At 48.4% G+C, this 26,284-nt stretch carries 29 protein-coding genes, 1 tRNA gene and 1 pseudogene; 5 read left to right on the forward strand and 26 right to left on the reverse strand.

The window, feature by feature from the left end:
* Nucleotides 1-16 precede the first annotated feature (16 nt).
* The 3 genes from NWE96_06550 (at nt 17) to NWE96_06560 (ending at nt 2,223) form a co-directional block, all read left to right on the forward strand.
* Nucleotides 17-628 (forward strand): hypothetical protein, encoded by a 612-nt coding sequence (locus tag NWE96_06550; GenBank protein ID MCW3983641.1) that lies wholly within the window; start codon nt 17-19, stop codon nt 626-628.
* 213 nt (nt 629-841) lie between these two features.
* Nucleotides 842-1,309, forward strand: coding sequence for a hypothetical protein (locus NWE96_06555; GenBank protein MCW3983642.1), 468 nt, complete (start codon nt 842-844; stop codon nt 1,307-1,309).
* A 380-nt stretch (nt 1,310-1,689) separates the two neighbouring features.
* Entirely contained in the window at nt 1,690-2,223 is a 534-nt protein-coding gene (locus NWE96_06560; protein MCW3983643.1) for a hypothetical protein, read from the forward strand.
* A gap of 601 nt (nt 2,224-2,824) precedes the next feature.
* On the opposite strand, the gene NWE96_06565 is transcribed toward NWE96_06560, so the two are convergent.
* From NWE96_06565 to NWE96_06660, 20 genes and pseudogenes are all read right to left on the reverse strand, one after another.
* The gene (locus NWE96_06565) at nt 2,825-4,288 is read right to left on the reverse strand and encodes a hypothetical protein (GenBank protein ID MCW3983644.1); all 1,464 of its coding nucleotides are present in this window, start codon (nt 4,286-4,288) and stop codon (nt 2,825-2,827) included.
* Nucleotides 4,289-4,295: 7 nt separating this feature from the next.
* On the reverse strand, nt 4,296-5,747 hold the full coding sequence (locus NWE96_06570) for a terminase family protein (protein ID MCW3983645.1): 1,452 nt from the start codon (nt 5,745-5,747) through the stop codon (nt 4,296-4,298).
* A complete protein-coding gene (locus NWE96_06575) occupies nt 5,698-6,150 on the reverse strand; it encodes a hypothetical protein (protein ID MCW3983646.1) in 453 nt (150 codons plus the stop codon). Before NWE96_06575 ends, NWE96_06570 begins: the two co-directional genes overlap by 50 nt.
* Entirely contained in the window at nt 6,147-6,389 is a 243-nt protein-coding gene (locus NWE96_06580) for a hypothetical protein (GenBank protein ID MCW3983647.1), read from the reverse strand. Before NWE96_06580 ends, NWE96_06575 begins: the two co-directional genes overlap by 4 nt.
* Nucleotides 6,373-6,786: a hypothetical protein gene (locus NWE96_06585; GenBank protein ID MCW3983648.1), complete on the reverse strand. Its 414-nt coding sequence runs from the start codon at nt 6,784-6,786 to the stop codon at nt 6,373-6,375. Before NWE96_06585 ends, NWE96_06580 begins: the two co-directional genes overlap by 17 nt.
* Before the next feature lie 13 nt (nt 6,787-6,799).
* On the reverse strand, nt 6,800-8,410 hold the full coding sequence (locus NWE96_06590) for a hypothetical protein (GenBank protein ID MCW3983649.1): 1,611 nt from the start codon (nt 8,408-8,410) through the stop codon (nt 6,800-6,802).
* The gene (locus NWE96_06595) at nt 8,407-8,958 is read right to left on the reverse strand and encodes a hypothetical protein (GenBank protein MCW3983650.1); all 552 of its coding nucleotides are present in this window, start codon (nt 8,956-8,958) and stop codon (nt 8,407-8,409) included. Before NWE96_06595 ends, NWE96_06590 begins: the two co-directional genes overlap by 4 nt.
* Nucleotides 8,955-9,272: pseudogene (locus tag NWE96_06600) on the reverse strand (hypothetical protein). Before NWE96_06600 ends, NWE96_06595 begins: the two are co-directional and overlap by 4 nt.
* Nucleotides 9,273-9,378: 106 nt before the next feature.
* Nucleotides 9,379-9,843: a hypothetical protein gene (locus tag NWE96_06605; GenBank protein MCW3983651.1), complete on the reverse strand. Its 465-nt coding sequence runs from the start codon at nt 9,841-9,843 to the stop codon at nt 9,379-9,381.
* The gene (locus tag NWE96_06610) at nt 9,818-10,024 is read right to left on the reverse strand and encodes a hypothetical protein (protein MCW3983652.1); all 207 of its coding nucleotides are present in this window, start codon (nt 10,022-10,024) and stop codon (nt 9,818-9,820) included. The genes NWE96_06605 and NWE96_06610 overlap by 26 nt, the downstream gene beginning before the upstream one ends.
* Nucleotides 10,025-10,042: 18 nt before the next feature.
* Complete coding sequence (locus NWE96_06615; protein MCW3983653.1) at nt 10,043-10,906, reverse strand: phage tail tube protein; 864 nt, start codon at nt 10,904-10,906, stop codon at nt 10,043-10,045.
* A 19-nt stretch (nt 10,907-10,925) separates the two neighbouring features.
* Complete coding sequence (locus tag NWE96_06620; protein ID MCW3983654.1) at nt 10,926-11,948, reverse strand: hypothetical protein; 1,023 nt, start codon at nt 11,946-11,948, stop codon at nt 10,926-10,928.
* On the reverse strand, nt 11,945-13,336 hold the full coding sequence (locus NWE96_06625) for a hypothetical protein (GenBank protein MCW3983655.1): 1,392 nt from the start codon (nt 13,334-13,336) through the stop codon (nt 11,945-11,947). Before NWE96_06625 ends, NWE96_06620 begins: the two co-directional genes overlap by 4 nt.
* Before the next feature lie 2 nt (nt 13,337-13,338).
* Entirely contained in the window at nt 13,339-13,689 is a 351-nt protein-coding gene (locus tag NWE96_06630) for a hypothetical protein (protein ID MCW3983656.1), read from the reverse strand.
* Nucleotides 13,686-14,921, reverse strand: coding sequence for a hypothetical protein (locus tag NWE96_06635; protein ID MCW3983657.1), 1,236 nt, complete (start codon nt 14,919-14,921; stop codon nt 13,686-13,688). Before NWE96_06635 ends, NWE96_06630 begins: the two co-directional genes overlap by 4 nt.
* Nucleotides 14,922-14,989: 68 nt before the next feature.
* Entirely contained in the window at nt 14,990-15,943 is a 954-nt protein-coding gene (locus tag NWE96_06640) for a phage major capsid protein (GenBank protein MCW3983658.1), read from the reverse strand.
* 6 nt (nt 15,944-15,949) lie between these two features.
* Nucleotides 15,950-16,378 carry a DUF2190 family protein gene (locus NWE96_06645; GenBank protein MCW3983659.1) on the reverse strand — a complete coding sequence of 143 codons (429 nt, stop codon included), beginning with the start codon at nt 16,376-16,378 and terminating at the stop codon, nt 15,950-15,952.
* A gap of 85 nt (nt 16,379-16,463) precedes the next feature.
* Nucleotides 16,464-17,150 (reverse strand): hypothetical protein, encoded by a 687-nt coding sequence (locus tag NWE96_06650; GenBank protein MCW3983660.1) that lies wholly within the window; start codon nt 17,148-17,150, stop codon nt 16,464-16,466.
* A 194-nt stretch (nt 17,151-17,344) separates the two neighbouring features.
* Nucleotides 17,345-17,689: a hypothetical protein gene (locus tag NWE96_06655; GenBank protein MCW3983661.1), complete on the reverse strand. Its 345-nt coding sequence runs from the start codon at nt 17,687-17,689 to the stop codon at nt 17,345-17,347.
* Nucleotides 17,690-17,927: 238 nt separating this feature from the next.
* On the reverse strand, nt 17,928-18,878 hold the full coding sequence (locus tag NWE96_06660; GenBank protein ID MCW3983662.1) for a sodium:calcium antiporter: 951 nt from the start codon (nt 18,876-18,878) through the stop codon (nt 17,928-17,930).
* 320 nt (nt 18,879-19,198) lie between these two features.
* On the opposite strand from NWE96_06660, the gene NWE96_06665 reads away from it, so the two are divergent.
* Nucleotides 19,199-19,495, forward strand: a complete 297-nt coding sequence (locus NWE96_06665; protein MCW3983663.1) for a hypothetical protein — start codon at nt 19,199-19,201, stop codon at nt 19,493-19,495.
* Between the two features lie 446 nt (nt 19,496-19,941).
* Here NWE96_06665 and NWE96_06670 read toward each other — a convergent pair whose 3' ends face one another.
* The 6 genes from NWE96_06670 to lysS all read right to left on the reverse strand — a co-directional run bounded on the left by NWE96_06670 (nt 19,942) and on the right by lysS (nt 25,717).
* Nucleotides 19,942-20,466, reverse strand: a complete 525-nt coding sequence (locus tag NWE96_06670) for a hypothetical protein (protein ID MCW3983664.1) — start codon at nt 20,464-20,466, stop codon at nt 19,942-19,944.
* Nucleotides 20,467-20,648: 182 nt separating this feature from the next.
* Nucleotides 20,649-21,599, reverse strand: coding sequence for a hypothetical protein (locus NWE96_06675; protein MCW3983665.1), 951 nt, complete (start codon nt 21,597-21,599; stop codon nt 20,649-20,651).
* Between the two features lie 7 nt (nt 21,600-21,606).
* On the reverse strand, nt 21,607-21,957 hold the full coding sequence (locus NWE96_06680; GenBank protein ID MCW3983666.1) for a hypothetical protein: 351 nt from the start codon (nt 21,955-21,957) through the stop codon (nt 21,607-21,609).
* 261 nt (nt 21,958-22,218) lie between these two features.
* Nucleotides 22,219-22,297: transfer RNA gene (locus tag NWE96_06685), tRNA-Arg, on the reverse strand.
* 84 nt (nt 22,298-22,381) lie between these two features.
* Nucleotides 22,382-24,004 carry a PAS domain S-box protein gene (locus NWE96_06690; protein MCW3983667.1) on the reverse strand — a complete coding sequence of 541 codons (1,623 nt, stop codon included), beginning with the start codon at nt 24,002-24,004 and terminating at the stop codon, nt 22,382-22,384.
* 99 nt (nt 24,005-24,103) lie between these two features.
* On the reverse strand, nt 24,104-25,717 hold the full coding sequence (lysS, locus tag NWE96_06695) for a lysine--tRNA ligase (protein ID MCW3983668.1): 1,614 nt from the start codon (nt 25,715-25,717) through the stop codon (nt 24,104-24,106).
* A gap of 324 nt (nt 25,718-26,041) precedes the next feature.
* On the opposite strand from lysS, the gene NWE96_06700 reads away from it, so the two are divergent.
* Nucleotides 26,042-26,275: a hypothetical protein gene (locus NWE96_06700; protein ID MCW3983669.1), complete on the forward strand. Its 234-nt coding sequence runs from the start codon at nt 26,042-26,044 to the stop codon at nt 26,273-26,275.
* Nucleotides 26,276-26,284 lie beyond the last annotated feature (9 nt).

Here is a 26,284-nt window from a genome sequence, read left to right on the forward strand (position 1 = left end):
AAAGGAGCTTATGACCATGTTGAAAAATAAAAAAACTAATGTGGTATTAGCAATCGTTGTAGTTGGAGCATTATTTGGCAGTATATTAGCTGTCTCTGCTGCATCTAACTGGCTTTCAGGACAAGAAGCAACCCCTGCACCGAGTGCATCTTTCTACGAGTTAGCATATGCCAAAGCAACAAGTGAGCAGAAAGTACAACTAGACAAAATTATTGCTGACAAAAGCATTGGTTTGCCAGGCGAATGGAGACGACCCGTTCTTATCGCCATCGGAGACCTACCAAAAGACCAGCCCAGATTAACCTCTGAACAGGCAGGGAAGCTATATGACACTAAGGACAGGAGCGTTTTAGAAAGTGAATTCAACAAAATTGCAGGAGCACCAGACTTTATTGGCGGCAGCGGAATTGGGCGATCTATTTACTATCTAAACGACGACAGAACAGAAGCCATCTATGTAATGGAAGGCAATGCATTTCACGTAGTATTTAATGACGATGGAACTTACACAACATTGCCATTAGGCAACCAGAAACTTCCTGTCAACCCAGGTCCGTCATCAGCACCACATGACACTCCTCAAACGCTTCCTAACATGCCAAGCCCAACAGAAATGCCTCTTCCTTGATAGAAAAATTCACATGATGAATGTGACAGCCATCCCCAAAAAGGACCCCCAAAAAGAGGGTTTACTTCTTTTTCTTTAGTTTAGCTTCCTCTTCTTTGTCCTCTTTGTCTTTGCTAACTTTACGTGTAGTAGATTCGCCGATCTTCTTCTGGAACTTATCCATCTGAGAATCCTCTTTGTCACAGTACGCTACAACAAGAGCACTATGACGCGATGCAACGCTTCTGGAACTATGCACAAAACAACCAGCCCAAAAGCAACTGCCATAAAGGTGCACGCACAGCATACGGGCTTCCTAACGCTTACAGGTTTGGTTTTCGTTGGTCCACAGACCACATCTGGGGCATTTGGGATGCAGATGAATACACTACCCAAATAAGCAAAAGTGTCGGCAAACTGCTAAGTGAGTATGACAATAAACTAGACATTATCTATGATGATGGCTCAATAGTAGGCAACGAAGGCTATAGCCAACTCATCTACTGGAATGCTTACGACCCAACACCCACCCCTTCACCGTCACCAACACCCTCACCGACTCCAACCGCAAGTCCAACCCCTGAACCCACACGGCCGCCAGAACCCTTCCCAACAGCACTCCTTATCGCTGCTACAATAGTGTCGATTACGATGGCTAGCGGGCTTCTAATACTTCACTTTAAAAAAAGAAGCCAAAGCTAACTCAGTTTTTCTCTTTTCACTCCAATGGTTCTTTGACATAACGTTCGCTTCTTAAAAGCTATAGTTAATCCTATTTTGCCAAGAAATCACTGGTGTACAATAATTTAGGACACCGTTGAAGTTTTATACTGAATAGGTGTGAATTAGCATACCACAAAATGTTCAAAACATAAGGATGTGTTAAACTGAAGATTAAGCACCTCTCCATTCTCCCGTTACTTTTACTCGTCCTCACTATATTCCCACAAAGTATCGCCTCTGAAGAAGGACAGCTCAAGACATTTTATAGCCACGATAAATTCTTCATTCCATCTTCTAACGGCTCCGTTAGTTTTGCGGTTGGAGGGTCGTATTCTCTTCTAAAGGAAGAAAATAGTAGCTTGCATTTTTATGGATTGATACTAGACAATTATATGCTCAATTTCACTGATCCAAATATTGATATTGCGAAGGGAACGGTGACTGGAAGAGATGTTTTGAATTTTACTCGTAATCATGGAGATTTCAGTATATCCGCTCAAAATTGTAATGTTACTATTCAAAACTATGATATCTTGGCGAAGTTTCTTCCTGCACAAGGTTGGTTAAACTACACAGTGAGTGGTATGGGAAACCAATCTTTCAATCTTCACTATACAGGGACCGTCTATCAACCATTAAATTGGACAGTATTCAGTAATGACACTGTTGTTTCACAAGGAATGTGGCATGTCAGCTCCGATGGCTGGGTAACGGTGTCGAGCTCAAACAGCAATGTTAGTATTTTCTATCAGATGATTGATTCACCCAAAGACGAGCCAATAGTACCTCAAGATATCGTCACTCTAAGTGTCATTGCGATTATTATAGTGCTAATCATGTTAACGACTATTACCATATTACTATTAAGGAGACGAGCCAAAAAGCAATTCTAATGGTAATAGTCAGTTTTAAGAAAGAATCCGGTATTTAGTTTAACCTACCAACTCATCGTAAACCACTTAATGATAGCAAATAACGTTATCGCTTGTATAATTTTTAGTACGGATGTGAAGCGACAGGCGCGATATACGTCAATAGCTATTCCGAAAGCGGATATCATGGCTACTTGTACATCTATGTTTCAATGAACCCAAGCGGCGGTTGGACTCAAGTCGGCTCTGCGTTAGGCATTGGACACACATCACCAAGCTGGGACAAAATTGGTGATTATGCAGGTCACTTTAGGTATATCGCAGTATGCGGCTATAACCCAGGAGGCAATCCGGTTAGACTTCATATCGATGCTGTAAATGTTAACTCAGGTTAGCAAAAAACAATCTTATTCTTTTTTTTAATTGCTTTTTTCTATCTCGTCGCTAGTAGCAGCTTGGGAATACAGAATGGTTTGATCAAAACCTAAATTTGTTTGCTAAATTATCTATTAACAATAATAAGAAGTTTCTGTAGGTTGTAGATACCTCGTTTCATTGCCGAAAACGAGACTGATAGATACACCCGTAACGTTTTCAGAACACTACTAATCCTTATTCTTTTTTAGTCTCTAGGATATACCTGATTTTTATCCGAGTTTGCCCAGAAAAGATAGACCTTTGTTTGAGAAAGCATACCTACCAGCTTTATCAGTTTGACCAATTCTGGCAATTCAGCTTTATACATACAGGTAATATAATCGGCGACCTTTCCAAAGGGCTGATTGCGGCTAGCTGCAAATTCCCTCCTAAAGCGTGTATGCTTGTTTTTAATGAAAGCTTCTTTGAGTTTATTAATCTCCTCTGGTTGCAAGCTTTCAAGCTTAGCCTGGACATATCGTTCACTTGCCAAGAGTTGCGCCTCAAACCCTAACTCCAAGAGCGCTTTAAAAACGCTGGATATGCTTTTTACTGTTTGTTGTTGGGCTATTTTTTGCATGCCAGCCTTTTCAGCGAATGGGCTATACTTTGCCATAACCGCTATCAGTTCCACATATTGGGTTCCGACCAGCGGCATTGTCTCACGGATGAGTTTGGCTCCTATGCCTATAGTGCGGTATTTTGGGTGGATAACTACTCGGTTGATTATGCTAAGTTGCTTATTCAACTCCTGAATAGTCATTTTCGGTAGTACCATTCGCCTTCCATAACAGGCGGGAGGTGGGTAACTATACACTATAACCCCGCAGAGCTCCTCTCCCCGTACCATGCGGAAGATTTTTCTTGGAACCGCAACCTTGTGCCCGCGATAATGGAAGCTGCTGAGTTTCTGCCAGTCTGCCCTTGTACCCTCTTCGACGCGCATTTCACGGGTTAAGCTGCATTCCGGGGCTGGTGTGGTTGGGTAATAGTCGATTTTGATTTCTTCCCCAAACCGCTTGCGCACTAAAACGCTGGGTTTGAGGTCCTCGGCTAGGTCGCTGTGGGTTGTTGCCGCGATGACCGCTTTGCCTTGTTGCCTTGCGATTTTTTGCAGGTTGTAGGCGATGATTTTGGCGGTGTCCCGATCCAGGCAGGCGGCGAATTCATCCATTAGCCACCATTGTTTGCCGCTTTCGATTAGCTTGGCGATTCTGTAACGGTATCGTTGGCCGTCGCTGAGTTGGCTGTAGGTGCGTAGGAATAGGAAGGCGTCGTTTAAGCCGACTTTGCTCAGCAACTCCAAGCCTTCTTCGACGGTGGCGCCGACGGTCTCAATTAGGGGCTTGTCTGGGTCAACTGCAACCTCGGATAGGTCTATTGCCTCTTCACCTAAGTCTGCCCTGATTGCCCGCAGCAGGACGCTTTTGCCGCTGCCGCTGTCGCCGGTGATGTAGACAATGTCTTTGGGGCCAATCTTAAGTTCAGCATCCAACACCTTGAACTTTTGGGCGTCGTCGATGCCTAGTCCGAAGGCTTCAGCCACAACCAGGCTTCTTGGAGTCGGCTTAGTGTGGGTTTCATAGCTGATGTTGAAGGTGAATTTGCCTTCCGTGCGGTCGTAGATTCGTCGGAACTGCCTTATCCGAAAGTCATTTCGTCGCCTCATTTCTTGGTTACCTCGGTATGACTGTTAGGAATGGTTCGGGTTCCATCTGTTGGGTTGCGTACACGGCTAGCGCGATGCTCCAAAATACGTCGTCGTGGGTTCCGTTGGGGTGGCTGTAGCCTATGGCGCCGTCCTTGCGCAGTTCGTAGCGTTCCACGTTTAGCTCGGTGCAGAGGTCGCCCCGATACGGCCGCTCCCAATTCAGCAGCGGATAGTAGAACTGTTTGTTCATCATGCGCTGTTTTAGGAGGCTTGCCATCTCTGATTTTCGGGGTACGCTAAAGTTGACGCCCTCCGCGTTCTCGATACCCGCGTTCTCCATGTCCGCAATAATCGAGGGGCCTTCCCGGGTGAAGTCAACACGGATTTTCTGGAAGCCGCCCCACCTGTCCTGCAACGCCTTAAGATAGCCCAAAACCTGCGCGTAGAGTGTTGGCTGCTGAAAAATCTTCAAATGCCGCAAAAACAGCCTATCATTTAAGCGTTCAACCACGGAAAGGACGCAGTAATCGCGGGTTTGCGCTAAATCCAGTCCCGCAAAAAACTCGCCTTCGCAGCTGGCTTCGGGGTTGAATTCTTGCAGGTCAAAGCCGCAGTTCTTTACCGTACCCACACAGGAAACGATTAAACTCTGAGCCAGCCAGACATCCTCATCTTCCGCCCATTCCGCCTCCATCTCACGGCGCCACCTTGCCGGGTCATCTCCGAACTGGCGCTTAATCTTCTCAATAATCCCCGGTTTTAATGGCCCGTTGGGTTCTAGGGCTTTTTCCCAGCCGAAATGCAGCCGCCCAAAATCCTCGTAGTCTTTATGGTTACACATCCTCCAAAACAATGCATCCGTATTAAACGGTGTGCTGCTGGCGGTTAATTTGCCGTTAGTGGTGCCCAACGTGAACAGGATGGCGTCGTAGAGGTCTTCGTCGTTGGCGGTGAAGTTGACTTCGTCCCACCAGATGCGGTGGAAAGTGTTGCCTCGGATGGTGTCGGGGTTGTTTGGGAACGCTTCGATGACGCTGCCGTTTGGGAAGGTGATTTTGGTTTTTTGTACGTGTAGGCCTTGTTGGGGTAGGTTGCGGCAGAAGCCTGCGACTCGGCGGATGTTGAGTTTGGTTTGGCGCCAGCTTGGTCCAACAAAACCGATGTTTAGGTCGGGGTTGTTCCATGCGTCGGCTAGGTGTAGTGCGCCGATTCCCGTGCTTTTACCTGTCTGCCGCGGCCACCTCACCGCGTTGAATTGGAATTTTTCGTAGGATGCAATCAGTTCGAGCAGGTACCAGTAGGGCTTAAGTTTACAGTACTGCTCCAAAAATTTGACTACATCCTTGGATGCTTCATTGACTTGTGCCGACTCCTCAGTCTGCATTTGGTGGGCGTAGTCTTCCAGTGAACCGCGGATTATGTGGTAGTCAGGCAGATGCATCCGCCGTGGGCTTCTTGTTTTTTGCTGACTCGGCATATTTGCGTTCCAACTCCATTAGCCGCTGCTCCAACTCGCAATAATTGAAGTAGTCGGCGAAAATCTCCTTGTACACTTTAACTCCCGAAATAATGCTGCGTAAACGTAATACTTCGGATTGGTCAAGCCCGGGCTGCTCCAGCTCTTTTAAGGCCGCCGCCAACTTTTTTAGTGCCTCTTCAACGCTTGGCAACTCTTTGGGCAGTTGGAAAGAAGAAGACAATCTCCTGCCATGCGCTTTGTTTTCTTCTTCTCTTTTTAAACCTAAATCGTAGATTTTGTTAAGCACGGCATCGCGGGTTTTAACCATGACTTTAGCGATTTGGTCAACGTTTTTGCCCTCTTCAAAAAGCATCCGAAGCTGCCGTTCCTCCTCTATATCCCAAGGTTTACCCTTCGTCATGCTTTCTGCCCCACAAACAACCCAATCACGGTGCCGCTTAAGCCCGTGATGGAAGCAAAAATCTCCGCGTTCCACGCCCCCAAAACGACCAAATGCGCCAACTCAAGAGCAGACATAAAGGCGGTCATGCCGATGGCGAATTTGACGCCCAACACCAGCTTAGCCGCAGGTTCTTCAACGATAAGGCGCCCCCGCTCAAAACGCCTCCTTGTCAACGCCCGCTTAATGAGGTCTGCCATCGACACTTAACCTCCGCTGCGCAAGTGCACGCCGAAACGTTCGGGGCCGATTCATGGAACGGTGCCCGCCCATCATGAAACTGTTAACAAGTCTGCCTGCCGAATCCACGGGAATGTGCTCTTTAACCAGAACCGTCACGCCCAGCGCCCAACCGACGGGTATGGCGGTGTAGTCTAAATCGAACAGGCCGTCGGCGTATCGGAAACTGTTCTGTGCGATTACGATGTGTTTTACGCGGTCACCGATTAAACCGACAAATATGCCCCAGCTCTTCACGGGCACGTCGATAGTCATGCCGCTGCCACTACTTTTACCCACGCTGGCATCGCACCAATCAACAGCGATTAAGTCACCGGGTTTGATGTTTTCAAAGAGTTTTAGGATTTGCTTACTCATTTCTAAGTCACCTTTAACGTCTTGCCTTGTAGTTGCTCAACGCGTCTGTGCGGGTTCGCAGAGCGTATATCCAGTCGGCCATCAACTGCTTCTGATAACCAAGATTCAAAGTAACATCCAGTGTGTTGTTTTCTGCCAACAAGTGATAGTCCACGCTTTTGACAAGAAAATTAACGGAGGAGATGTTTTCGTTTGGCAGAGTAACCGAAATCATATCGCCGGGCAAGATAGGCGAAGTACCATAATCGATTAAGGTGCTTTTTACCACCAGCGAAGTTTTAGCCTGTTTCTTGTAGGCCAGTATTGATTTGGCTCTTAGCATGCATTCGTTGTCGCTGCAGAGGTCTTCGACGATGTCGACGTATTGGCGTTCGCCGTAGACGGCTATGCTTGCGGCGTCGGTTTGCATGTTGCTGTATCTTGCGCCGGTGAAGTAGAGTTGGCCATGCCACACTTGACCGCTAACGCCCGGAGTAACCAGATACGCCGTTACGGTTACGGTGCGGATGTTTTCCCAGTCAAAATCAGCGGGAGCCGCCCACTCCGAAGCATGATTCAAGCCCACGTCTAACTGATAGGTTGACCAGTCATTGCTTGCCGAAACACTGTTGACGTTTGAGAGGTTTCGCCCGCAAACCCGAGAAGAAGAATCATGCAAAATAACCAAAAAACCGTCGGATTTCACCTGGTCGTCTCGCAGCAGAGCCAGGAACAGTTTAGGGTACAGGTTGCCGTTCACGGTTACGTTGAAGTAATAGACGGATACCGCGTTGTAAGCGGTGCCCGTCGTGTTTTTGACGCTTGAAGAGGCAGAACCATACTGCCGTGTGGCGTCGAGGGAGAGATTGCCGCCGTAGCCTGTCCAGTAACCGCCTGCCGGAGTGAGGCTTTCGACTGTTTCATCCACGTCTATGGGTATACTTTTAGTGGCAGCCCCATAAATCGTCACCTTATTTCTGACCGACAGAATATCCGACTCCGTTTCCGCCTCCTCAATCAGCTCGTTGAGGTTGACGGGGCAGGTTTTAGCGCCTCTGTGGAAAAACTCGAAGCGGCCATCCAGAGCCACCCTGAAATCGTAGCCTATGGCGCCTGCTTTATCGCTGTCTTTGGCGATTTGTTTTAGGATTTCCCACGCCTGCTTATTCTCAAAATCCAAACGCGTAAACGTAGTATCCGTGTCCTCAACCAGTTCCGCTGTGCCCCGTACATGAGGAAGCCCCGAATGGTAATCCAAAAGGTGCTTAACGATTTCCTCGCCCTTCATCAGCGCGTAGCTTTCGGTGACGTATTCGCGGAATAAGCGTTCGCCCCAGTCACGCCCCGAAACAGTAACATAATGCTCGGTGGGGGTTGATTGGAACTTCATGTTCTCGTTTCGCGTCGTTATAAGTTGGGGACAATTGGCGCCTCTGCCGAGCATGATGTAGCCGTCCTCGCCCAACGCGATTGGGGAACCTGTGGTGCTGTATTTGCCGTTCCAGTTCTGCAGGCGATAGGCAAAGCTGCTGACTTCCTCGGTTCCGCCCAAATGCACAGTCAACTCCAAAATGTCACTCTGCTCTATCGAGCCGCCTGTTACTCCCGAGTAGAGCGCAACTGATGGAGATGCGGGTTGGCTCATGTGTCCTCGACTCCTTGACGATAAATCGCCATGTCGCCCGAGCGCACGATGCCCCGTGTAACTGTGGCGTTGGTTTGGGCGGCTGATGCGTTAAAGTTCTGCATGCTGATCGTGGCGGTGTTCATGCTGTTGGCGAAACTGTACATTGCAACGGCGGCAGCTGCAATAACCGCTAACCCCACGCCCGTGAGGGCTAGGAAGGTGCCGTAGCTGATGTTGAGCGCGTTCTGTGCGGCTGTGGCAACCCAGCAGGCGGCGGAATACACTTTTTGGGCAACTGCGACGCCTACGCTGGTGGTCATAAATGTGCCCATGACTGAAACAACCATCATCGCCGAATTGAACACCTTAGTCTGCGAGTCGTTTAGGAGTCCGAATTGGTTGGCGATGTAGCCGATTGCCATACCCGAAGCGCCGATACCTGCGATCGCGGCGCCTAAACTTTTAACTCGGGCACTTAGGGCTTCGGCGTCGGTTTTGATTCGGCTAAACTCGTTACTGGCGCGGTTAACCGCCCGTATGGTTACCGCGATTTCGCGAAAACTCAATGCTCCGCCTCCACTTTTGCCTGCTCGATGGCTGCTGTTATTGTGGCTTCAAGTTGGGGCAGGAACTGTTCAACTGCAGGGTAAAGGTAGGGATGAGCTTGCATGTATTTGGTACCCAACTCCACAAACAATGCGTATGTGGCTTCCGCGCCGATTTCGGCTGTCCATTCTCGGATTTTCGTGTAGATGGTGCTTTTGAGGTAGCCGGTGCGGACGGGAACTTGACGTGCTACTTCGGCTTTGACGTCGGCAGCCCAGCTAGCCAGTTGACTATGCACGTGACGCTGCATGCCCGAATCGAACCGCTGCATCGCCGCTTTGAACTCTTCAGCGCTGTCTACTTCAAGGGTTACGGTTAGTGCCGTTTTGCTTCACGCTCCGCTTTCCTTTTTTCTTCTTCAGCGATTTCGTCTAGTACGTTCAAGATGTGGCAGAACTCCTGCACTGTTCTAGCCGGCTGTTCGGCGAGTTGGGTTGGGGTCCATCCGAAGGTTTGGCATAACCTGAACTCGGCAAGGGCGCCGTGCGGTTTTCCCCGTCTGACTGCTCCGGTAAAAAACGTAAATCCTCCTGCGATACACTGTTCAGCCTGTTGACGATTTTAGAGAATAGTTCGCCCAGCTCGATTGGGACGCCTTCTTCTTCGCCCAAAAGCTTCTCAAGCGTTATGGGGCGGGTTTGGGGTTGACCATGCATGCTAGCCATTATGGTTTCGGCTTGTATCGCTATGAAGTCGCTGCTCTCCACGTCGCCGCTTAATCGGTTGTATCTGGTGTGCTTCTGAATGATGCGGTTACGTTTAGCCCATGTTATCTCCGCAAAGCTATAGGTGCCTCTGTATTCCTCGCCGAATTTGCCGTCAAGCTCTATTTTTTCTGTGCGCATTTTCAATCATCTCCATAGTTGCAACCCTGTTTCTGATGGCTGTGTCGATGTCTTCAAGCACAATGTCCTGCATCCATTCGGGAAGCCTCAGAATCCGAACGCCGATTGCCTCCCACATTTTGAGCCAATCACTGCGCAAGGCAGCTTCCCTAACGAAATCTTCAACTTTAGTTTCTTCCATACTTTTCTCCTCCTGTTATTATGAAATGTTCAATGGTCCTCTGGCTGTGAAGGACACTTTGGCGTAGATTAGGTCTTCAGCTTTGCCGCCTAAACTGAAATCGTCCCACTTCGTGTGCTCAACGGTCACTTTGTTAGCTCCCCCAAGCCCAAATTCAAGGCTGGACTGCTCCGTGTCGGCTAAGACTTCGTCGGCTTCCTGTTTGCTCTCAAATTCAAACGTGAGTTCACCCGTCAGCAGCCGTTTACCCCAAGTGATGTACTTCGCCAAATGCCCATTAGTGGACCTTATGACTGGGACAGCTTTGCAAGAGTTGTCAATTTGCAGTTTCCAAGAAGTCACCCGCTCGCAGGTTGCACCGCCGATTTTAACGTAGCTCTCGCTGGCCGAAACTGCGCCCGCGTACTCGGTGTAGGATGCACCCGAAATTTTGGTCGTGGTGACTTCGACGTCTTGGGCTGGAAACTCGGCTTCGCACTCTAAGATGCCGTCGATGTCGCATGTTAGGGTGGCTTTGTCAAATCTTGCGCCCTTGAAGAGCAGGCTGACTATGTCGGTTGCGGAAACAAAGATGTCCTTGTAGTAGAGCACCTGCAAGGCGAGGCTGGCGTTGAGTTCCTGCTTGACGTACTGGAGCAGGTTGATTGGGGCATCGGACGGGATGGGATACTTGATTTTTAGAAGCGGCTGCCGTAATCCGCGTTTTAGGGCGGCAAGGTCGATTGAGCCTGTGCCTGCAACGCGGATGTTGTTTGGGTTAATGTCGGGGTCTATGTTGCTACAAGAATGCCCAAGCATCGCTGGGCTGGTTGGCACTACGCCGAAAGTCGTTTCGGTGACGTAGTAGAACTTTTCTTGGTCGCTGTGATAGGTGTCAACCATCTTGTTTTTTCACCTGTTACTATGAAATGGCGATTGACTCGAAGAGCCATGCCACCATTGTGATTTCTTCCTTGTACAGGAAGGGTTTAACGTCGGTTACGTCGACGTCTCGGTAACTGTGCACATCGCAAAACGTCACGCCTCGCACGTCAACGGTTGCCTGCACAAAATCGCAGTGCAGAACGGCAGGAGAAACCCCGTCTGACGGGTTGGTTGTTCGTGCCATGAGGTAGAGGTAGCCGTCGTCGTTGACGTAATTCGTGAGGTTCGAGGTTAGAGTGATTGTTACGGTTTGGTCTGTTCCTGCAGTGCCAAGTTGGGCGTCTCCCCAAGAACCCGCTGCGTGATTCCACACTTTCAGAATCGCCCCGTAGCCAGCAGGCGACACCCCAAAGCCTTCGAAAGCCAAGACAAGACGCTTTAAACACTGCTTTCTAGGCTCATTACGGGTTTCTCCAGCTTTGGCGCCGATTTTGAAGCGGAAAAGCATAAACGCAAACTCGCCACTACCAGTTGCGCTTTTGGTGTGTCTTTGGTCGTCGCTTCCCCAAAGATTCGCATACTCAGAATTGGACAGCTCCGTCCAAACAGTGCTAGACGGCTCAGGTTCGGTTTGGGTTGCTGCATCATAGGCTTTGTGAGTTGTAGATGTTGAGTCAATCGGGTAAAAGTTGTAGGTTGTCCTGTAGGGTAGGTTGCGGTTTTCAGGAATAATTAGTAATAGCTGCTCAAGGACTTTGTCACGCATTACTCTGCCCACATCTGCGTTTGGAGCGGGCTTGTCAACTGTGGTTATGGTTGCTCTCAGGGAGTAGATTCGGCGTCTTAGTTTGCCGTCTAAGGTGTGTTTCTGTGATTGACTGGGCTCCGAGGTTTTGGATACTGTAATTTGGGCGTCGATGTCTTTTAGCAGTTCCCTGTCGTAGTTGGCTTGAGTGCAGAGGACTCGGGCTAAGCCGCCGTCGTCTTTGACAACTCTTAAGCGGGACTCGATTAGACGCAGGATGGTAACGACTGGGTTCTCAAACTCGGCAACACTCAAGTTGCAATCAGCCTCCTTGCGATGCTTTTGAAGTAGAACCGCTGATTCCCAAACGTGAACAGCGTCACCGTTTGAACCTCGTAATCTTCGCCCTGCCGCCTGATTTTGTCGTGAACTCGAACGGGAAGAAAAGTGTAGAATGCCAAGTAGTCACTGAGGTAGTAGCCTGCCTCAATCATAACCTGCTCAGCCTTAAGCGGAGAAACAACCGCCAGCAAATCCAGCGGCTCACCATACGCCACAGTTGCAGCCGCTTCGCGGACAGGGTAAAGCGTGACGGTTTCGCCTTTGCTTCTCAGAATCTTGGTGAATTGGGTTGTTGGTTCCTCGTAGTTTAGGAACAGCTGGGCTAGCCAGCAAACCGTCGCCATAGCCCACTTATTCTCAACCGGACTGTAATCGTGGTGTTTGGCGCCCCAGAACATGAACTCCGATGAGTGTTTGCCGATGACTTCTACGCTGAGCTTGAGGCTGGGTTGGTCGTGGTTTTTTCGGATGCGCCAGAGGATGCCGCTTGTGACGGCGTCGTAGTAGTCGCATGCTACAGTTCGGTTGACGACATCTATGTAGCCCGCCCAGCACACCGCAGGCTCATAGGCTGGGTAAGTGGCGCTAGCGCGAATGCTATTTAGAAAGCTGTAAACCCGCTGACAAGTTAAGCTCCAACCTTCCACCGCGTACAAACCCACCAAGGCGTAGGCGAAGGGGTCATCGTAAACCTCATTCTCGCTTAAGCCAACGCGGTGCCACTTGCCATCGGCAGGGTCAAAATTAAGCCACAACTTCTCTAAACCATCCCTGAGAAAACCAACAGCCTTATCCATGATGCTTTGGTAGAGGGCTGCGTTGGCTGTGTCATACTTCTCCGCTAAGAGCTTGAGACCTGCTAGCCCGTAGAGGCATTCGATGTCCATTTGCAGAAGCCACGCATCGCCGAGTGTGACGGCTCTGGCGAAGCCGCCGTAGGCTTGCTGGTCCTGCATGGTTTTGAGGAAAGTTCCAGCCGCCAGCTTAGCAGCATCCAAATAGCGGGTGTCGCTTGTGAGTTCATAGGCTCCAAGAAGGGAAGGGATGGCTCTGCAGGCGTCGACGCTGTAGTAGTAGGTGCTGGTTTCTGCGCTTTTGAATCCGCCATACGCTTTTCGTGCTGGGTCGAGGCACTGCTGGGTCAGAATCCAATCCGCAAGGCTGACGATTTTAGTATAGATTTCCGTCTTTCTGCTTTCAAATTGTTTAGCAGAGTACGCTTCACAGAGAAAGTCAATAGCAAAGCTAGCAGCCAAAACGCCTTTGCCAAACGTTGGGTCTGGTGTGTTTGGCGGAATCACGTAGACGTAGGGCGCGTAGTCCATGATGAATTGGTAGTAGGTTTCTGGCACGGTTCCCACGGCTACACGCTCCCCACATAAGGCTCCTTGAGGCTAGCAAGGATGCGCTCGAATTCGTTTTGCAGAACGGCTAAGCTGGGAAGACCCGAGTTAGAACTGCTCAAGTCGCCAACGCTAAAGTTTAAGCCCACAGCGCTGCCGCCACTTAGATAGCAGATTGCGTAAATGGCAGCCAAAAGCGTTACAGCCTCTTTCTCGGGTTCGGTGCAGTCTGTGTGGTCGATTTCTCTGGACAGTTCAAGCCCCAAAGTGACTTCGGCACGCTTAATCATCTTCAGAACCTTGGCGTCTGTAATATCGGCTTCAGAGATGTGCAGCACGTCCCGAACATCATCCACGGAAACAGCAGTCACTTCTGGGCGCCTCCATCTGCACTGTTGGTTGTTTGGGGCTGCGTATCCCAGAGCTCCCATCCGAACTTGACGGCGTTCTTGCGGAACTCTTCCGCCCTCACCAGTCCCAACTCGGCAGCACGAATCAGGTCAGCGGGCACCAGTTCAGGCGTCTCGGGACTGCCAAAATTAAGCCGAACCTTCGCCTTGGCAGCGTCAAAGCCTGCTTGAGAGACAACCACATCGAAGATTTGTCTTTCGACTTGGCGCTTGATGTACCGCTGCACAGGCTTAATGAGCATGTCTTGCAAATCGAGGGCTGCTCTTGCTGATGCTTCGGTGAAGCCCGGAGTGCTAAAAAGCCGGGGTAGAGGTGTTTCGCATCCGAGGTAGAATTGGTTGACCATGTGGTCGATGTAGTACTCGAAGCGTGCCCGTGGGTCGATGGTGACTGGGTGGACGCTGACGGATTTGGCGCCACTGAAAAGCCACTGCCCCTCCTCAGGACGGTTCTTAATCGCAGTCTCGTACTTTCTGATGGTGTCTTCTTTTTGTCCTTCCAGCTGCACAACCACGTCGGGTCCAGCATACTTGGTAAAGATGTTGGGCAGTATCTTCTCGATTTTCGCCTTCATCCACGCATACGAGGGACGCTTGTCAGTGTCAAGGGTTAACGTGTGCAAGAGTACCTGCAGCAAACCCACGCCAAACCCAGACGGGATGTCGCCGCTTAGGTGCCAGTGGATGACGGCTTCAGGTTTGAGTTCGTTACCAGAGTTGCCAGTGTAGACGCTTTTGAGCTGGTAACCCGTGACCTTGTAGGGCAACTTCAAATCGGGAACGCTGCTGAGTCCTATTCGCTGGACTGCATCAATTGGTGTGCGTACTGTGTCGGTTAGCTGTTCAGGTGTAAGTTTTAGCCAGAAATCGTTTCCGCAGCCAATCAAAGGCTTAGCCATGTCGTTAAGCAAGCCGTCCAAGTTGACGTCTTCACAGAACCTATCCACCGCTGCTTTAGCTTCAGGTGCTTTCTCATATTTCTCGTCGGCTGTGGTGTAAAAGCCCATACCCACCGTCGAAGCAGCCAAGAGGTCTACGCTGGCTTTGCAGGTTGGGTCACGTTCATACAGCTTCATAACGTCAGCTAAGGGGATGCAGGAAGTGTCAAAGAACACTCGCTGCTTAGGAGACGCCACGCCAGAGGCAGGCGCGTAAGAGAGGACTTCACGGATTTTCCTCAAGACACCATTCATAGCAGGTTAGACCTCGTGAATTGGATAACCCAAAAAATGGGGAAAATAGTTGATGCGTTGACGTGTGTTTAGGTCAGCGTTTGTTTGATGTTGGTCATTTTGGCAACCGCTGTTGAACGCAGGACACCTAAGCCGAACCGTGTGGTAGCGCGGACGCCGTACTTGCCTGTTTTGACGTCTTCCCAATCCTCAACCGTAACGTCCCGACGCAGAAGCATCGCAGAGGCTACTCGGGTGTCTATGGCATAAGCGGTGCCGTTTGGAACCAGCGTGCTGGCTTGGACGCGCATGCCTAAGACGCTGCCGATGCTTCCTGCTTCGATGTCGGTTTCGCTGCTTGGGAAATACTGCGAGTGGATGAACTTGTCATCGTTGAGCAACTGATGCAACTGAGTCTCGTTAATCGCCAGAACCGTTGGACGCCAGTTTTCGCCTCGAACAGCATTATGAAGCTCAAGCAGCTTAACCCAGCTAAGAACCGCGCCGCCACCATTCAAGACTGCTCCGCCAGCCAAATCCCCATCTGCAACTGCGCCGTAGAGGACGAGGATGGCTTGGGTTTCTTTAAGCGCTAAGGCTCTGCCAACCTTCTGCACCATATTGTCCATGACGTTCCAAGTGGCGTCTTCGAGGTATTCGCGTGTCCATTCCTCAGAAGCGTCAACCAACTGGCTTGTGTAGATGTCGACTGTGGTGTTTTTCTTGCCGCTTAGGCGTGTGACTGCGCCTTCAGCGTAACGATAAGCCACCGCATCAACGTCCAGCGGGAAGCGCTCCATCGGCTCGGATGTGGGCATGACGGTGATGATGTTTCTGCCGATAAGTTCGGGATACGCGGCTTGCACTAAGGTGTCGTGCATTCTGCCCAATGCGCCTGTCATGTCGCTGAAGAGGCCTTCTTTGATGCCCATCTGCACGTAGCGCTTGAGGAACGGATGCTCAGTTTTGAGCTTAAGTTTCTCGTAAACCTCGCGCTGGTCGTTGGGCTTAGCCATTAAAGACTCGAAAAGTTTCGGCTTCAATGCAGGTCACTTCTCCACGTCGATGAAGATGAGGTCGCCGTCCGCCGCTGCCGTTTCCAAAGCCGTGCCGAGTTTGCGGTTGTAAAAAATCGTGTACGTCGCTGAACCGCCCTCGTTGACTGCTTGGTCCACGAGCTGTGTGACTTTTCTGTTTGCTGCGCTACAGACCGCGGTTCCTCGGGTTATTGGACCGTTCGCGGTGACTTTGACTCTGCCCCGCTTAAGCACTGGGCACATTTCGCCTAAAGCTACGGTTTTGACGGCTACGCCTATGGCGTTGTCTCCGCCTGGGCTTTCGGAAACCTTGTCGTCTGCGCTTAGGTAGACCGGGCTGCCTTTGGTGACTGCCGCCGCAGCTTCGAAGGATTCTATTTGGGCGTTTGGGTCGTCGGTTTCGCCGACTGTCATCCAGTTTTTGCCTGTTTTATCCGCCATTCAAAATCAAATCTGTCTTCAGTTTTGAATTTCCCAAAGTTCGTCCTCTGGTACTCTTCCCCACAAAAGTGAGCATAAACACGGCTTAGCTACCTCCCGCCTCCAACTGCTTGACGACTCTGCGGAGTTCTTGACACATGCGCTGCGGTCCCAAACTCCAACTCCGCTGAACCATAGGCGAAGGCAAAACAGATTCAACAAGTTTGATAGTTTCAGAAACCGCTACCATTTTAGGCGGGTTCTTGAGCAAGCCGCCACCAGGCAGTTGCCTGCGCAAATCTTCAATGGTTTTTTGTGCTTCAGTTAACTTGCTTTCTGTTTGCGAGAGCTTCTCTTGGAGGCGCTTATCCTCGAGGTTTTCCAACACCTGCACGTTGGTCTCGGGGATACCGGGCACAGCCACAAGACTCAACTCGGCATTATGCAATCCATGCGGCACTTTGCCGTCCACGACGTCTATGGCTTCGTAGTCTGCGCCGACGCTGACATGCTGGATTAAGCCTTTACGGATTTTCTCAGCTGTCTCGTTATCGTAAATCTCCGCCTCATACCACAGGTTGTGGCCATCCCAATCGGTTTTGATGACTTTGCCGACAGCGTTGGGCACCGAGACATGCTCGATGTAAACTGGAGCATTTGCCAGTTTGCTTGTGAATGCTTGGAGCTCCTCGGCGGTGTAGATGTTGTGGTTTCGGCTCATGCCGCTGCACATGGCTACGCCCCGAATACTCAAGGGTTTACCGGACAGGGCTTCAAGAACTGTGAAAGGCAAAAGAGAAGCTACATGCTCCCTAAGCCGCTTGCAATCTTTACAACCAACGCCATCCTCAGACATAACAATCGAATAAATAAGCCGTGACTAAGGATTAATGGCTTGAGAGCCCAAACACGATAATATCATAAATACGATATTCCAGTATACTTAATAATCGTGCGGCTCAATCAATAATAAATTGGAAAAATGAATTAAAATAATTCTTTGGCGTTTTTCAAGTCTTTCATTGCACTTTTAAGCGCTTTCGGCATATCTTCTAAATGAATCGAGTTGCGTCTAATACCTTCTTGAACCAATCCAGCCGCTATAAGTGAAGTACCCAGAACATCGCTTACTATAGGTTCAGGAAACACGATTAACGCCATCCCAGCTTTAATAAGGTAGTTTTTATTTCCACTCTTGGAAAGCTTGTTAACAGAGCCAGCACTTTTTTGTGTAGTTTTCATTGATTGCTTAACGTCATTATAGGTTTCAACATGAGTCTGGGTTACCTCTTTGACAGTTGGAGCAAGTTTTCCAAGTTCTTTCGCGCTCATTATTATTCAATCCTTAAATCACAAAGTATTGGTCTTTGAAGGCATAAGCTTTCTTCGAGAATTGAACAAGAAATTCGGCTCCTTTTAAGAACACGAAGCTAAATAGTTTAGCTTGGAACATCAATTCTACATAACATAACACTCCTGTTTAACATGAAAATCTAATTTTATGCAGTTCTCTAAAAGGTGTTTTTTAAGTTCAAATGACTCTTAAGCGGTTCCTGAAAAAAGAAAGGAACTAAACCCCAATCACTTCAAACAAATATTGAATCAGAACAAAAAGCACATATGCCCCAATCAGTAAAATTGCATCTTTCTTGTTTATGTCGCCGTCTCTCGAACGTAAATAGACGAACACTGTTGACGCCGCCACAAACACTCCAGTAGATATTGGAGAAGCCAGACTGGGCAGTCTGATAGGATGGATAATTGCGATAATGCCTATGGTTAAAAGTGAATCAGCAAGTACGTTTCCCAAAATGTTACCGATACCAATGGAACCTTCCGTTTCCGAGGCGCGAATTGCAAAAGCCATCTCGGGCAAACAAGTGCCAATAGCGACAACAAGCCCAATCAAAAACAAGGGCAACCCCAGTACCTGACTTAACTCTTGTGCTGAATCAGTTACAAGTGAACTGCCTATGAATAAAACAGTAATCCCAATAATTAACATGAATATAGTTATGCCTAATCGGACTACTCTTTTTGATAATCGCATACGTTCGGCAACTTCTCTGTCGCCGTGACCACTTTTAAGCAGCCAAATAACGTAGACCACAAAAGCAACTACCAGTATTCCTCCGTCGATGCTTGATATTTCTCCATCAAAAAGCAGAAATACAGGAAGGAGTACAGCGATAAAAGAGATCCGCAAATTCTTAAGCATATCTCTTGTCATCTTTTGCTCTCCTGCAATCAATACCACAACCCCAATGACTAATGTCAAGTCAGCAACGTTAGCTCCAAAAATTAACCCTAAACCGAAAGTTGATGACCCTCCAAGAGCCGACAAGATACCGATAGACAACTCAGGCAAGACCGCAAGGGTGCCCGCTATGACTACGCCCACAACAAATGCTGATAGCCGAAAGAACTTGGATAAACCTAAAAGCCGCTTAATTGCTTCATCAGCACCATAAACAACTATGGCAATTCCAGCAAGAAGGATAAGAAGCGTTTCCCAAGGCATTTTTATCAAAACTTGGAATGCAGTAATTTATTTAAACAGTTTGCAGATTAGAGATTAGATAATGTGAAAAATGACGCATAATTTCATTATTGTGTGTATATAGCCAATTATCGTCGAGTTTTATGTATTGGAAAAAAAGGGGTGGCTATAGCTGTTTTGGTATTAATTTTATTGCTTGCTTAACAGTGTACTAGATAGAAAAGCATTGGTAAATTCTATAAAAGTAAAATTTTTTATCCACCTTTTACCGCTTAAATCTTTCCATCGATCCTCACCATCAAGGGCAAAAAAAATAAACAATAAAGTTGTTTAATTACAGGGTGTCTAAATTAAGTATACCAAAACTTGAAATTATCTCTAAGAACATTGAAGTTTGGATTAAAGAAAACTTCATCAAAGCCGTAGCTCAACCTTCAACTAAAAGTGACTTTAAGTTCGGGAAAATCGATAGAATCACCAGAGTATGGAAAAACGATGATTACTGGATAGTTGATGCTTTTATAGAGTATTCCTTTACAAACCAGAAAATCAAAACATTCACTTTTCAGGTAGACAGTGAGGGTCAAGTTGTTGGGTTTAATTTTAATGAACCAACAAACAGCAAAGTATCGCTTTAAAAAAACCTCATAATCTTGACTTACTTTTTTTTAAAAAAAAATAACTATTAACCTACTTTTTTTACTGAATTCTCTGCTTTAGTACAATACGGGGCTTAGTGGTTAATGCCTTGTGCGCTCTAAAATTAAAAACCCAAAAAGCTGTTATTGCTCGTTTTTTAGTTTCACTAATAGTTTAATTTATTTTCTTAATGATTATACCCGACTTCACATGATGCCCGGTGTTAGCTCAAAGGACCATTTTATTTGTCCTTCTATATTTAGGATTTTAGTTTATTCATAAATTCTAAGTCAGATCTAGCATCCTCAATCTTTCTCAGTGCATTCTTTCTTGAACGGGTAACGTTGGGCGTTTCCATATTTAGCCTGTGAGCAATTCTGTAATCAGACATGCCTTTGGACTTCAAACGCAAAATTGCTTTTTCTCGCTCTGTCAACACCATAAGCTATGTCTCCTCATCAGAAGCACTGTGTATGCTTACGCCTTCGGGTTGCAAGTCTTTTTCTGATGCTTTGTAGGCGTCTACTCCTAAGCTTGTCATAGCCCAGCGCCAACCGCGCCGCTCAACAATCTTTGAATCCAATTCTTTAGCCAGTCGCTTATTCATGCGAATAATCCGTCGAGTCACTTGATGTCGGGCAATCTTGAATTCAGCCAATTTGGCAGCTATGTCTTTAGGCAGTATCCCGGGAGCGCCCGCTTCAAACAGCACTTGGAGAATAGCTTTGTCTACCTCGTCGCAGCAGGCAGCCTCTTCGATAAGCGACTTCTCAAAGTGCAAGGAGTCCTTTAGGCCAGCAAAGATAACCCTAAGCAGCAGCTTTATTTCGGCTACGTCGCGGTCGAGTTTCTTGTCCTTGGCGAGTAGGTACTTGAGTTTTCCAACCTTGTCGGCTTGGCTACGCTTCGCTTTTGGCGCTTTTTGGGTTGAAATTGGCGTGTTTTGAACAGGTCTGTCGTTTGTTTCCATGTCAAAGTGCGCACTCCATGTTTTTCGCTCCATGAATCCATGTGACTTTTAGTACTCGGCAATCTACACCAAGCAACCGTAGAAAAGCAACTTCCGAAAAGCATGGACTTTTCCCATACCATCGATACAGCGCAGAAAGTGCTTTTGAACAGGTTTCCACAGCCAAAAACGCCCAACTCAGCCTAAGAGACATAACGGTTACCTCCATCAGCAGAAGCCTTAGCCACGCCTTGACTGCCTTCAGAATCAGCAAGCTTGCAGAGGACCTCGGCAATTTTAGCTATGTCATAGCCCATCTTGTCAAGTTTGGTTAGGCTGCCTGCGATTTTCTCCAAATCATACAGGACATTGCCCATTTGCCCCTCCAGCTTTTTGACACGCTCTGGCATCAGCAAATACTCGACTGCAGCGTCACGGCCAAGATGATCCAGCTCTCCCTCGTCTTCGCCTGGGCTATCATCTATCAGCCGTTTTGGCGTGCTTACTTCAAAGTAGCGGTTTAACAGGTTAGCTACTGGGTCGTCTATGCCTAGTTCATGGCGTCTGTTAATTTCTCCTTGGCCAAGTACGCAACCATATTTTGCCATTAAGCCTTGAGCTACTCTATCAGCTGAATTCTTAGCTAAAGTCACCAGTTCCCCGGGACTACGCCCATACAACGTTTCAACATGAACAATCCAAGACGTCGTCGTATGCCTAACTTTGACGCCTTGCTCTAAACCCAAAAGTGCGGTCCAATTCTGCATCTCAATCCGCTTAAAATCGCCCATCGGATAAACCCCCTCTCGCAAAATAGGGAACTTGAAAAAGCACCGATGCAACCGAAAGACGCCGCTACTGAAGAGGACGCCTTCACAGGATATGAGAAAATTTTGACCCCGCTCAGTTAACTCATAATCGATGATGTTACTGCGCTTTAAGCGGCGGATTAAACCAGCCTTTTCCAGCTTCTTAACATAGTAAGCAACATGCTGACGCTTCCATCCACGGACACGCCCTATCTTGGCAGGGTACATTTTGACCTCTATGCCCTTTAGAATCGGCAGGACACGGGAGCGGACAGTATTGAAGTCAAATTTGACTTTTGACTTTGAAAGAGAAAAATTTTGACTTCTATCCTCGGCGCCAACCAAAACGTTTTCACCTCAGCTTCGGAACCACATTTTCCCTAATTCGCTGCCTAAGAGCCTCTATACCCTCATCGAGCTGTGCCAAACTCAGCAGACGTTTATCATAGAAATCGGCTAAAGCTGCTCTTAGGGAATCGCGGTTTTCAACAGTGTCTTTTATGCGAAAGAAAGCAGAGATGCCAGAAATGCCATTGACAAGGACTGGCGACGCCATGATTTCGAACTCATCGTTTTTAGGAGTCCCGGGCGCAAAATAGCAGTGCTCCAAATACTGCCCGAAGCCGCCGTTGTAGCCAAAAACAATCCAGCGCTCATCGGTCAGCCAGTCAACAGCGTTTACCCTGCTAAGAACCAGATCCAACAAAACCCTCCTTATGCTGGATACCCTGCCCTCTCGCTTTGAATGCTGAGCAGGCTTCACTTGATGCTATACGATTAACTGATTTCTTGCCCTTCATGGTGGGCTCGTTGCAGCGTCCGCACCAAGAAACGCAGTCCATACAGTAGAAAACTTGATTACTTGAAAACTCAGAATGCGCCCAGTCTGGACTTAACCTGTCTGGAGTAAGTTGTCTAGAAAAGAAAAAAGGGGAAGAAGAACAGGATGAATTCGAGTCAAATATGGCGGGCCCGCTGGGATTTGAACCCAGGACCTCCGGCTCCGCAGGCCGGTGTCATAATCCGTACTAGACGACAGGCCCAACTGTCTGTACCCTACCAAAAAGCAGGGCAGTGTACTAAATACTTTGCTTAAACTTAAAAATAGTGGTCACAAACAACCAAGCCTAAACCGTTTGCTTGGGGAATTTGACGTGGAATTTGGTGCCTTCGCCGACTTTGCTCTCAAAGCCGATGGTGCCGCCCTGCGCCTCCACCAGTCGCTTTACCACCGCTAACCCAAACCCCTGCCCCTTCGACTTCGTCGTCATTAAAGGCTGAAACACTAGGGGTTTAACTTCATCGGGGATGCCGACGCCTGTGTCTGCGACGGTTATGGTGATTGCGCCGTTTTGCTGGGTGGCTTTTATGGTTAGTCTGCCGCCGTTTGGCATAGCTTGTATGGCGTTGGTGGTGAGGTTTACTAGGATGCGTTTGAGAAAGGTGGGGTCGGCTTTGAGTTTGGGCAGTTGGCTGTCGCATACCGCCTGGGTTTCCACGTTAACTGGAACATGGACAGTTGCAACCATCTGCGGAATCGCGGTGCATAAATCCACCTCTGCCCATTCAGGCGTTAAGGGTCGCGCGAAATCCTGCAGGTCTGCGATGATTTTGTTCATGTAGTCGATTTGCTCTTGGATGCTGATTAGACTCTCTTGTACGTCTCTTTTGCATTGACTGTCAGGGGAGTTGTCGACTTCTTGCTTCATTAAATAGAGTTCGCCTGCTATAGCCTGCAGGGGATTGCGGATGTCGTGTCCAATCATGCCAGCAGTCTGACCGATAGCTGCTAAGCGTTCGGCGTTCTTTAACTGGCGGGTTCTTTCCTCTACTAGGCGTTCAAGGTTTTTTGTGTACTCAGAAAGCTTCTGTTCTGACTGTTTGCGTTCCGTAATGTCTTGCTCAACACCCATAACTCGTATGGGTATATTGTTTGCTCCGACTTCTCGGACTCTGCGCTCGGTGTGGATTACGCGGATTGTGCCGTCTTTGCGGACGATGCGGTAATCAAAACTGTCCTCTGCACTTATACCCCGACGACTTGCCATGTTTTGCTCCATCGCTTTTCGGTCGTCAGGATGAACTAAACTCAAATATTCCTGCCTATTTGGACCAAACTCTCTGGGAGGTAAGCCGAATATGCGGAACAGTTCATCTGACCAAAGTGCTTTATCCTCCTCGACAAGGTATTCCCAGCTGCCTACGTGGGCGATTCTCTGCGCCATCCTTAGACGTTCCTCACTTTCCATGAGCGCCTTTTGGGTTTTGACGCGTTCAGTTACGTCGTCGAATATGGCTACTGCTCCGTTTACTTTGCCGTTTTTGCTGTAGAGGGGTTTTGCGCTGACGTTAACGATGAAGCGTCTGCCGTCGGTGCGTTCGATGATTAGTGGTTGGTCTCGGAATGATTCCTCTTTGAAGAGGGCTCGGTAAGTGTAGAGTTCATGTGTGGGGCAAGGTTTCCCATTCATGCCATAAATCTTCAATTCCTGTGGGTGCTTTTCGATGGCGATGCCGCAGGGGTTTAAGCCGTGGATTTCTGTTGCTCGTCTGTTGGCATAAACTACTCTGCCGTCTGGTTTATCAAACACCACAACCGCTGAGGGAATGTTCTCTAAAATTTGCTCTAGGCGCTCTTTGGTCATGGAGATGTTGCGGGGTGGAATGGCTGCATCTGAGGAGTCGACTTCTTCATGTCTAAAACGGGGTTTTTTGAGTTTTATGGTGGCAGAAGGAGATAACTCAACCATAGATGCCTCCGGAAAAAGAAATCTCCATATAGTAATAGGGCAACAGAAAAGTTAAGGCTTTTGTCAAGCCAAAAAGGCAGTTAAAAAGAAAGGGAAGCTTTAGCCTTTGCTGAGCACACGCTCAAGGGCGGCAATCACGTTCTGTTTACCCATTGCCAATACGTAAGGTCCCAAACGTGGACCCTGCGGAGCACCCATCAAAACCGAGTAGAGCACTTTGAAGAAGGCTCCGGGTTTTAAGCCGTTGTCTTTGGCTGAGTTGAAGATGGCGTTTTGGATGGCGTCGGGGTCGTTTTCGGTTTGCAGTTTCAGAATCAACTCGGAGATGGCTTTGCGTTCTGTAACGGAGAGTTCCACGTTGCTTTCTTTGATTTCGTCGAAGTCGCGTGTCCAGTTCTGGGCGTATTCGATGCGTTTCTGCAGGTCTGCGTCGATTTTTTGGCCTTTCTGGAGGTAGCCGTAACTTTGAAGTTTTTCCTCGAGGTATGTGTTTAGGCATTCTTTGGGTGCCATCTTGACGAGGAACGCCATGAGGTTGTAGGGTACATGTATGCTTGGTTTAGCGGGTGGTTTCATGACGTAGCAGTACTGGTAGAGTCCTTTGAGTCGGATGGCTTCCTTTTCTCCGACCTGTTTCTTGCCAAAGTAGACATCTTCTAAACTGTCCAGTTCATTCATGTAAGAGGGGATATCGGAGACATCGAGGCTGCGTGTGCCCACGAACCGTTTAAGCATAAGCAGCAACAGCGATTGAGGTGAACCATAGTTGAACCAGACTTGTGGCGTGAATACGTTGCCTGCTGATTTGCTGATTTTTTTGCCGCCTTTGTCGAGGAACATCTCGTATTTGGCGTGGTTGGGCGGTTCAAACTTTAGGACTTCACGGCATATGCGGTCGTTAATGCGTACCGAGTCGGCTATGTCTTTGCCATACGCTTCAAAACGGATGTCGAGCGCTTTCCAACGGGCGGCGAATTCGCTTTTCCAAGTCAGTTTGCCTTGGCCGCTTTTGATGTCTACTTCGCCCTCGTGACCACAACCCGCGATGAGTTTGCCTCTGATTTCGAGTCCTTCGCATTTGTAGGTGACTTTGTCGGTTTTGGGATCGAACTTGTATGCTCGGGTGGTGTAGAGGTGGCCGCATTTTTCGCAGACCGCAAAGAAGGGCAGGACTTCGTTGTAGGTTTCTTGTCCGACTTCTTCTTTGATGATTTCGCCGACTTGCTTGGCGTTGGCGAGGAGGGTGCGGATTTCGTTTAGGAGAAGGCCTTTTTTGTAAACCTCGTTAGCGCTGTAGTACTTGTATTCGATGCCGCACTTATCAAGCGCCTCAAGCAACAGCGAACTCATGTGTTTGCCGTAGCTTTCATGGCAGCCGAATGGATCGGGAATGGTGGAGACGGAATAGCCGAGGTATTTCTCTAAGCTCTGAGCCATATCGGCGGGTAAGCCTGCGGGAACTTTGCGTAAGCCGTCTTTGTCGTCGCAGAAGGCAACCAACTCCGAATTACACCCCAAATTCTTGAGTGCCAAAGTGACGGCGTAGCTGCGGCTGGCGTCTCCTAAGCTACCGATATGCGGAAAACCTGAGGCGCCTAATCCCATTTCTGTGCGCACAAGGTTCATGTCACGCTTAAGCGATTGCTCGCGTTCGATGACTTTCTTTGCCATCATGTCGTACCATGTGCCGTGGCCAACGATTTCTTCACTCATAACTTTGCCTTCAGCCAAATAGCATGACGAGGGTATAGAAAAATGTTTAGAGCCAAAAGCGCCTGTAGCGACTTCCAAAATAAGTTCATGTTTGAGAAATCATTATTGACGGGGTAGCTGCAATTTTTCTTTGATCGCCCTAAAAGTCACAGAGCAAATCATGTAACATCAAACCACGCGACGTCTCAGCGTCTACCTCCCCTCCCTTATTTAAAGGCGGATAGCTGTTTTTGCTTTTATGAAAACTAAATCACTGCGCATATATCGGTTGATGTTAACAAAGCTTATAATCAAAAATTGCCGCAAAAGAAATTGGCGACAGTTATGCCTGAGCGGAAACCTTTAAAGAAAACAGCGCCCAAACCAAAAACCACCAACAAAACGGCAAAAAAGCAAAAGGTTTACCGCACAGGTGAAAAATGCCCCGAATCAGGACTCTACGCCCACTTCTGCACGGGCAAGGGCGAAAAATCTACCATTCCCTTGTCAAAGACTGAGACGTTTCCACCCTGCCGTGCGTGTGGTTCAGTGAAGTGGACGCTGGTAATGGCTGCATAACCCGCTGAG

The organism is Candidatus Bathyarchaeota archaeon (assembly GCA_026014685.1).
GTDB lineage: Archaea > Thermoproteota > Bathyarchaeia > Bathyarchaeales > Bathycorpusculaceae > Bathycorpusculum.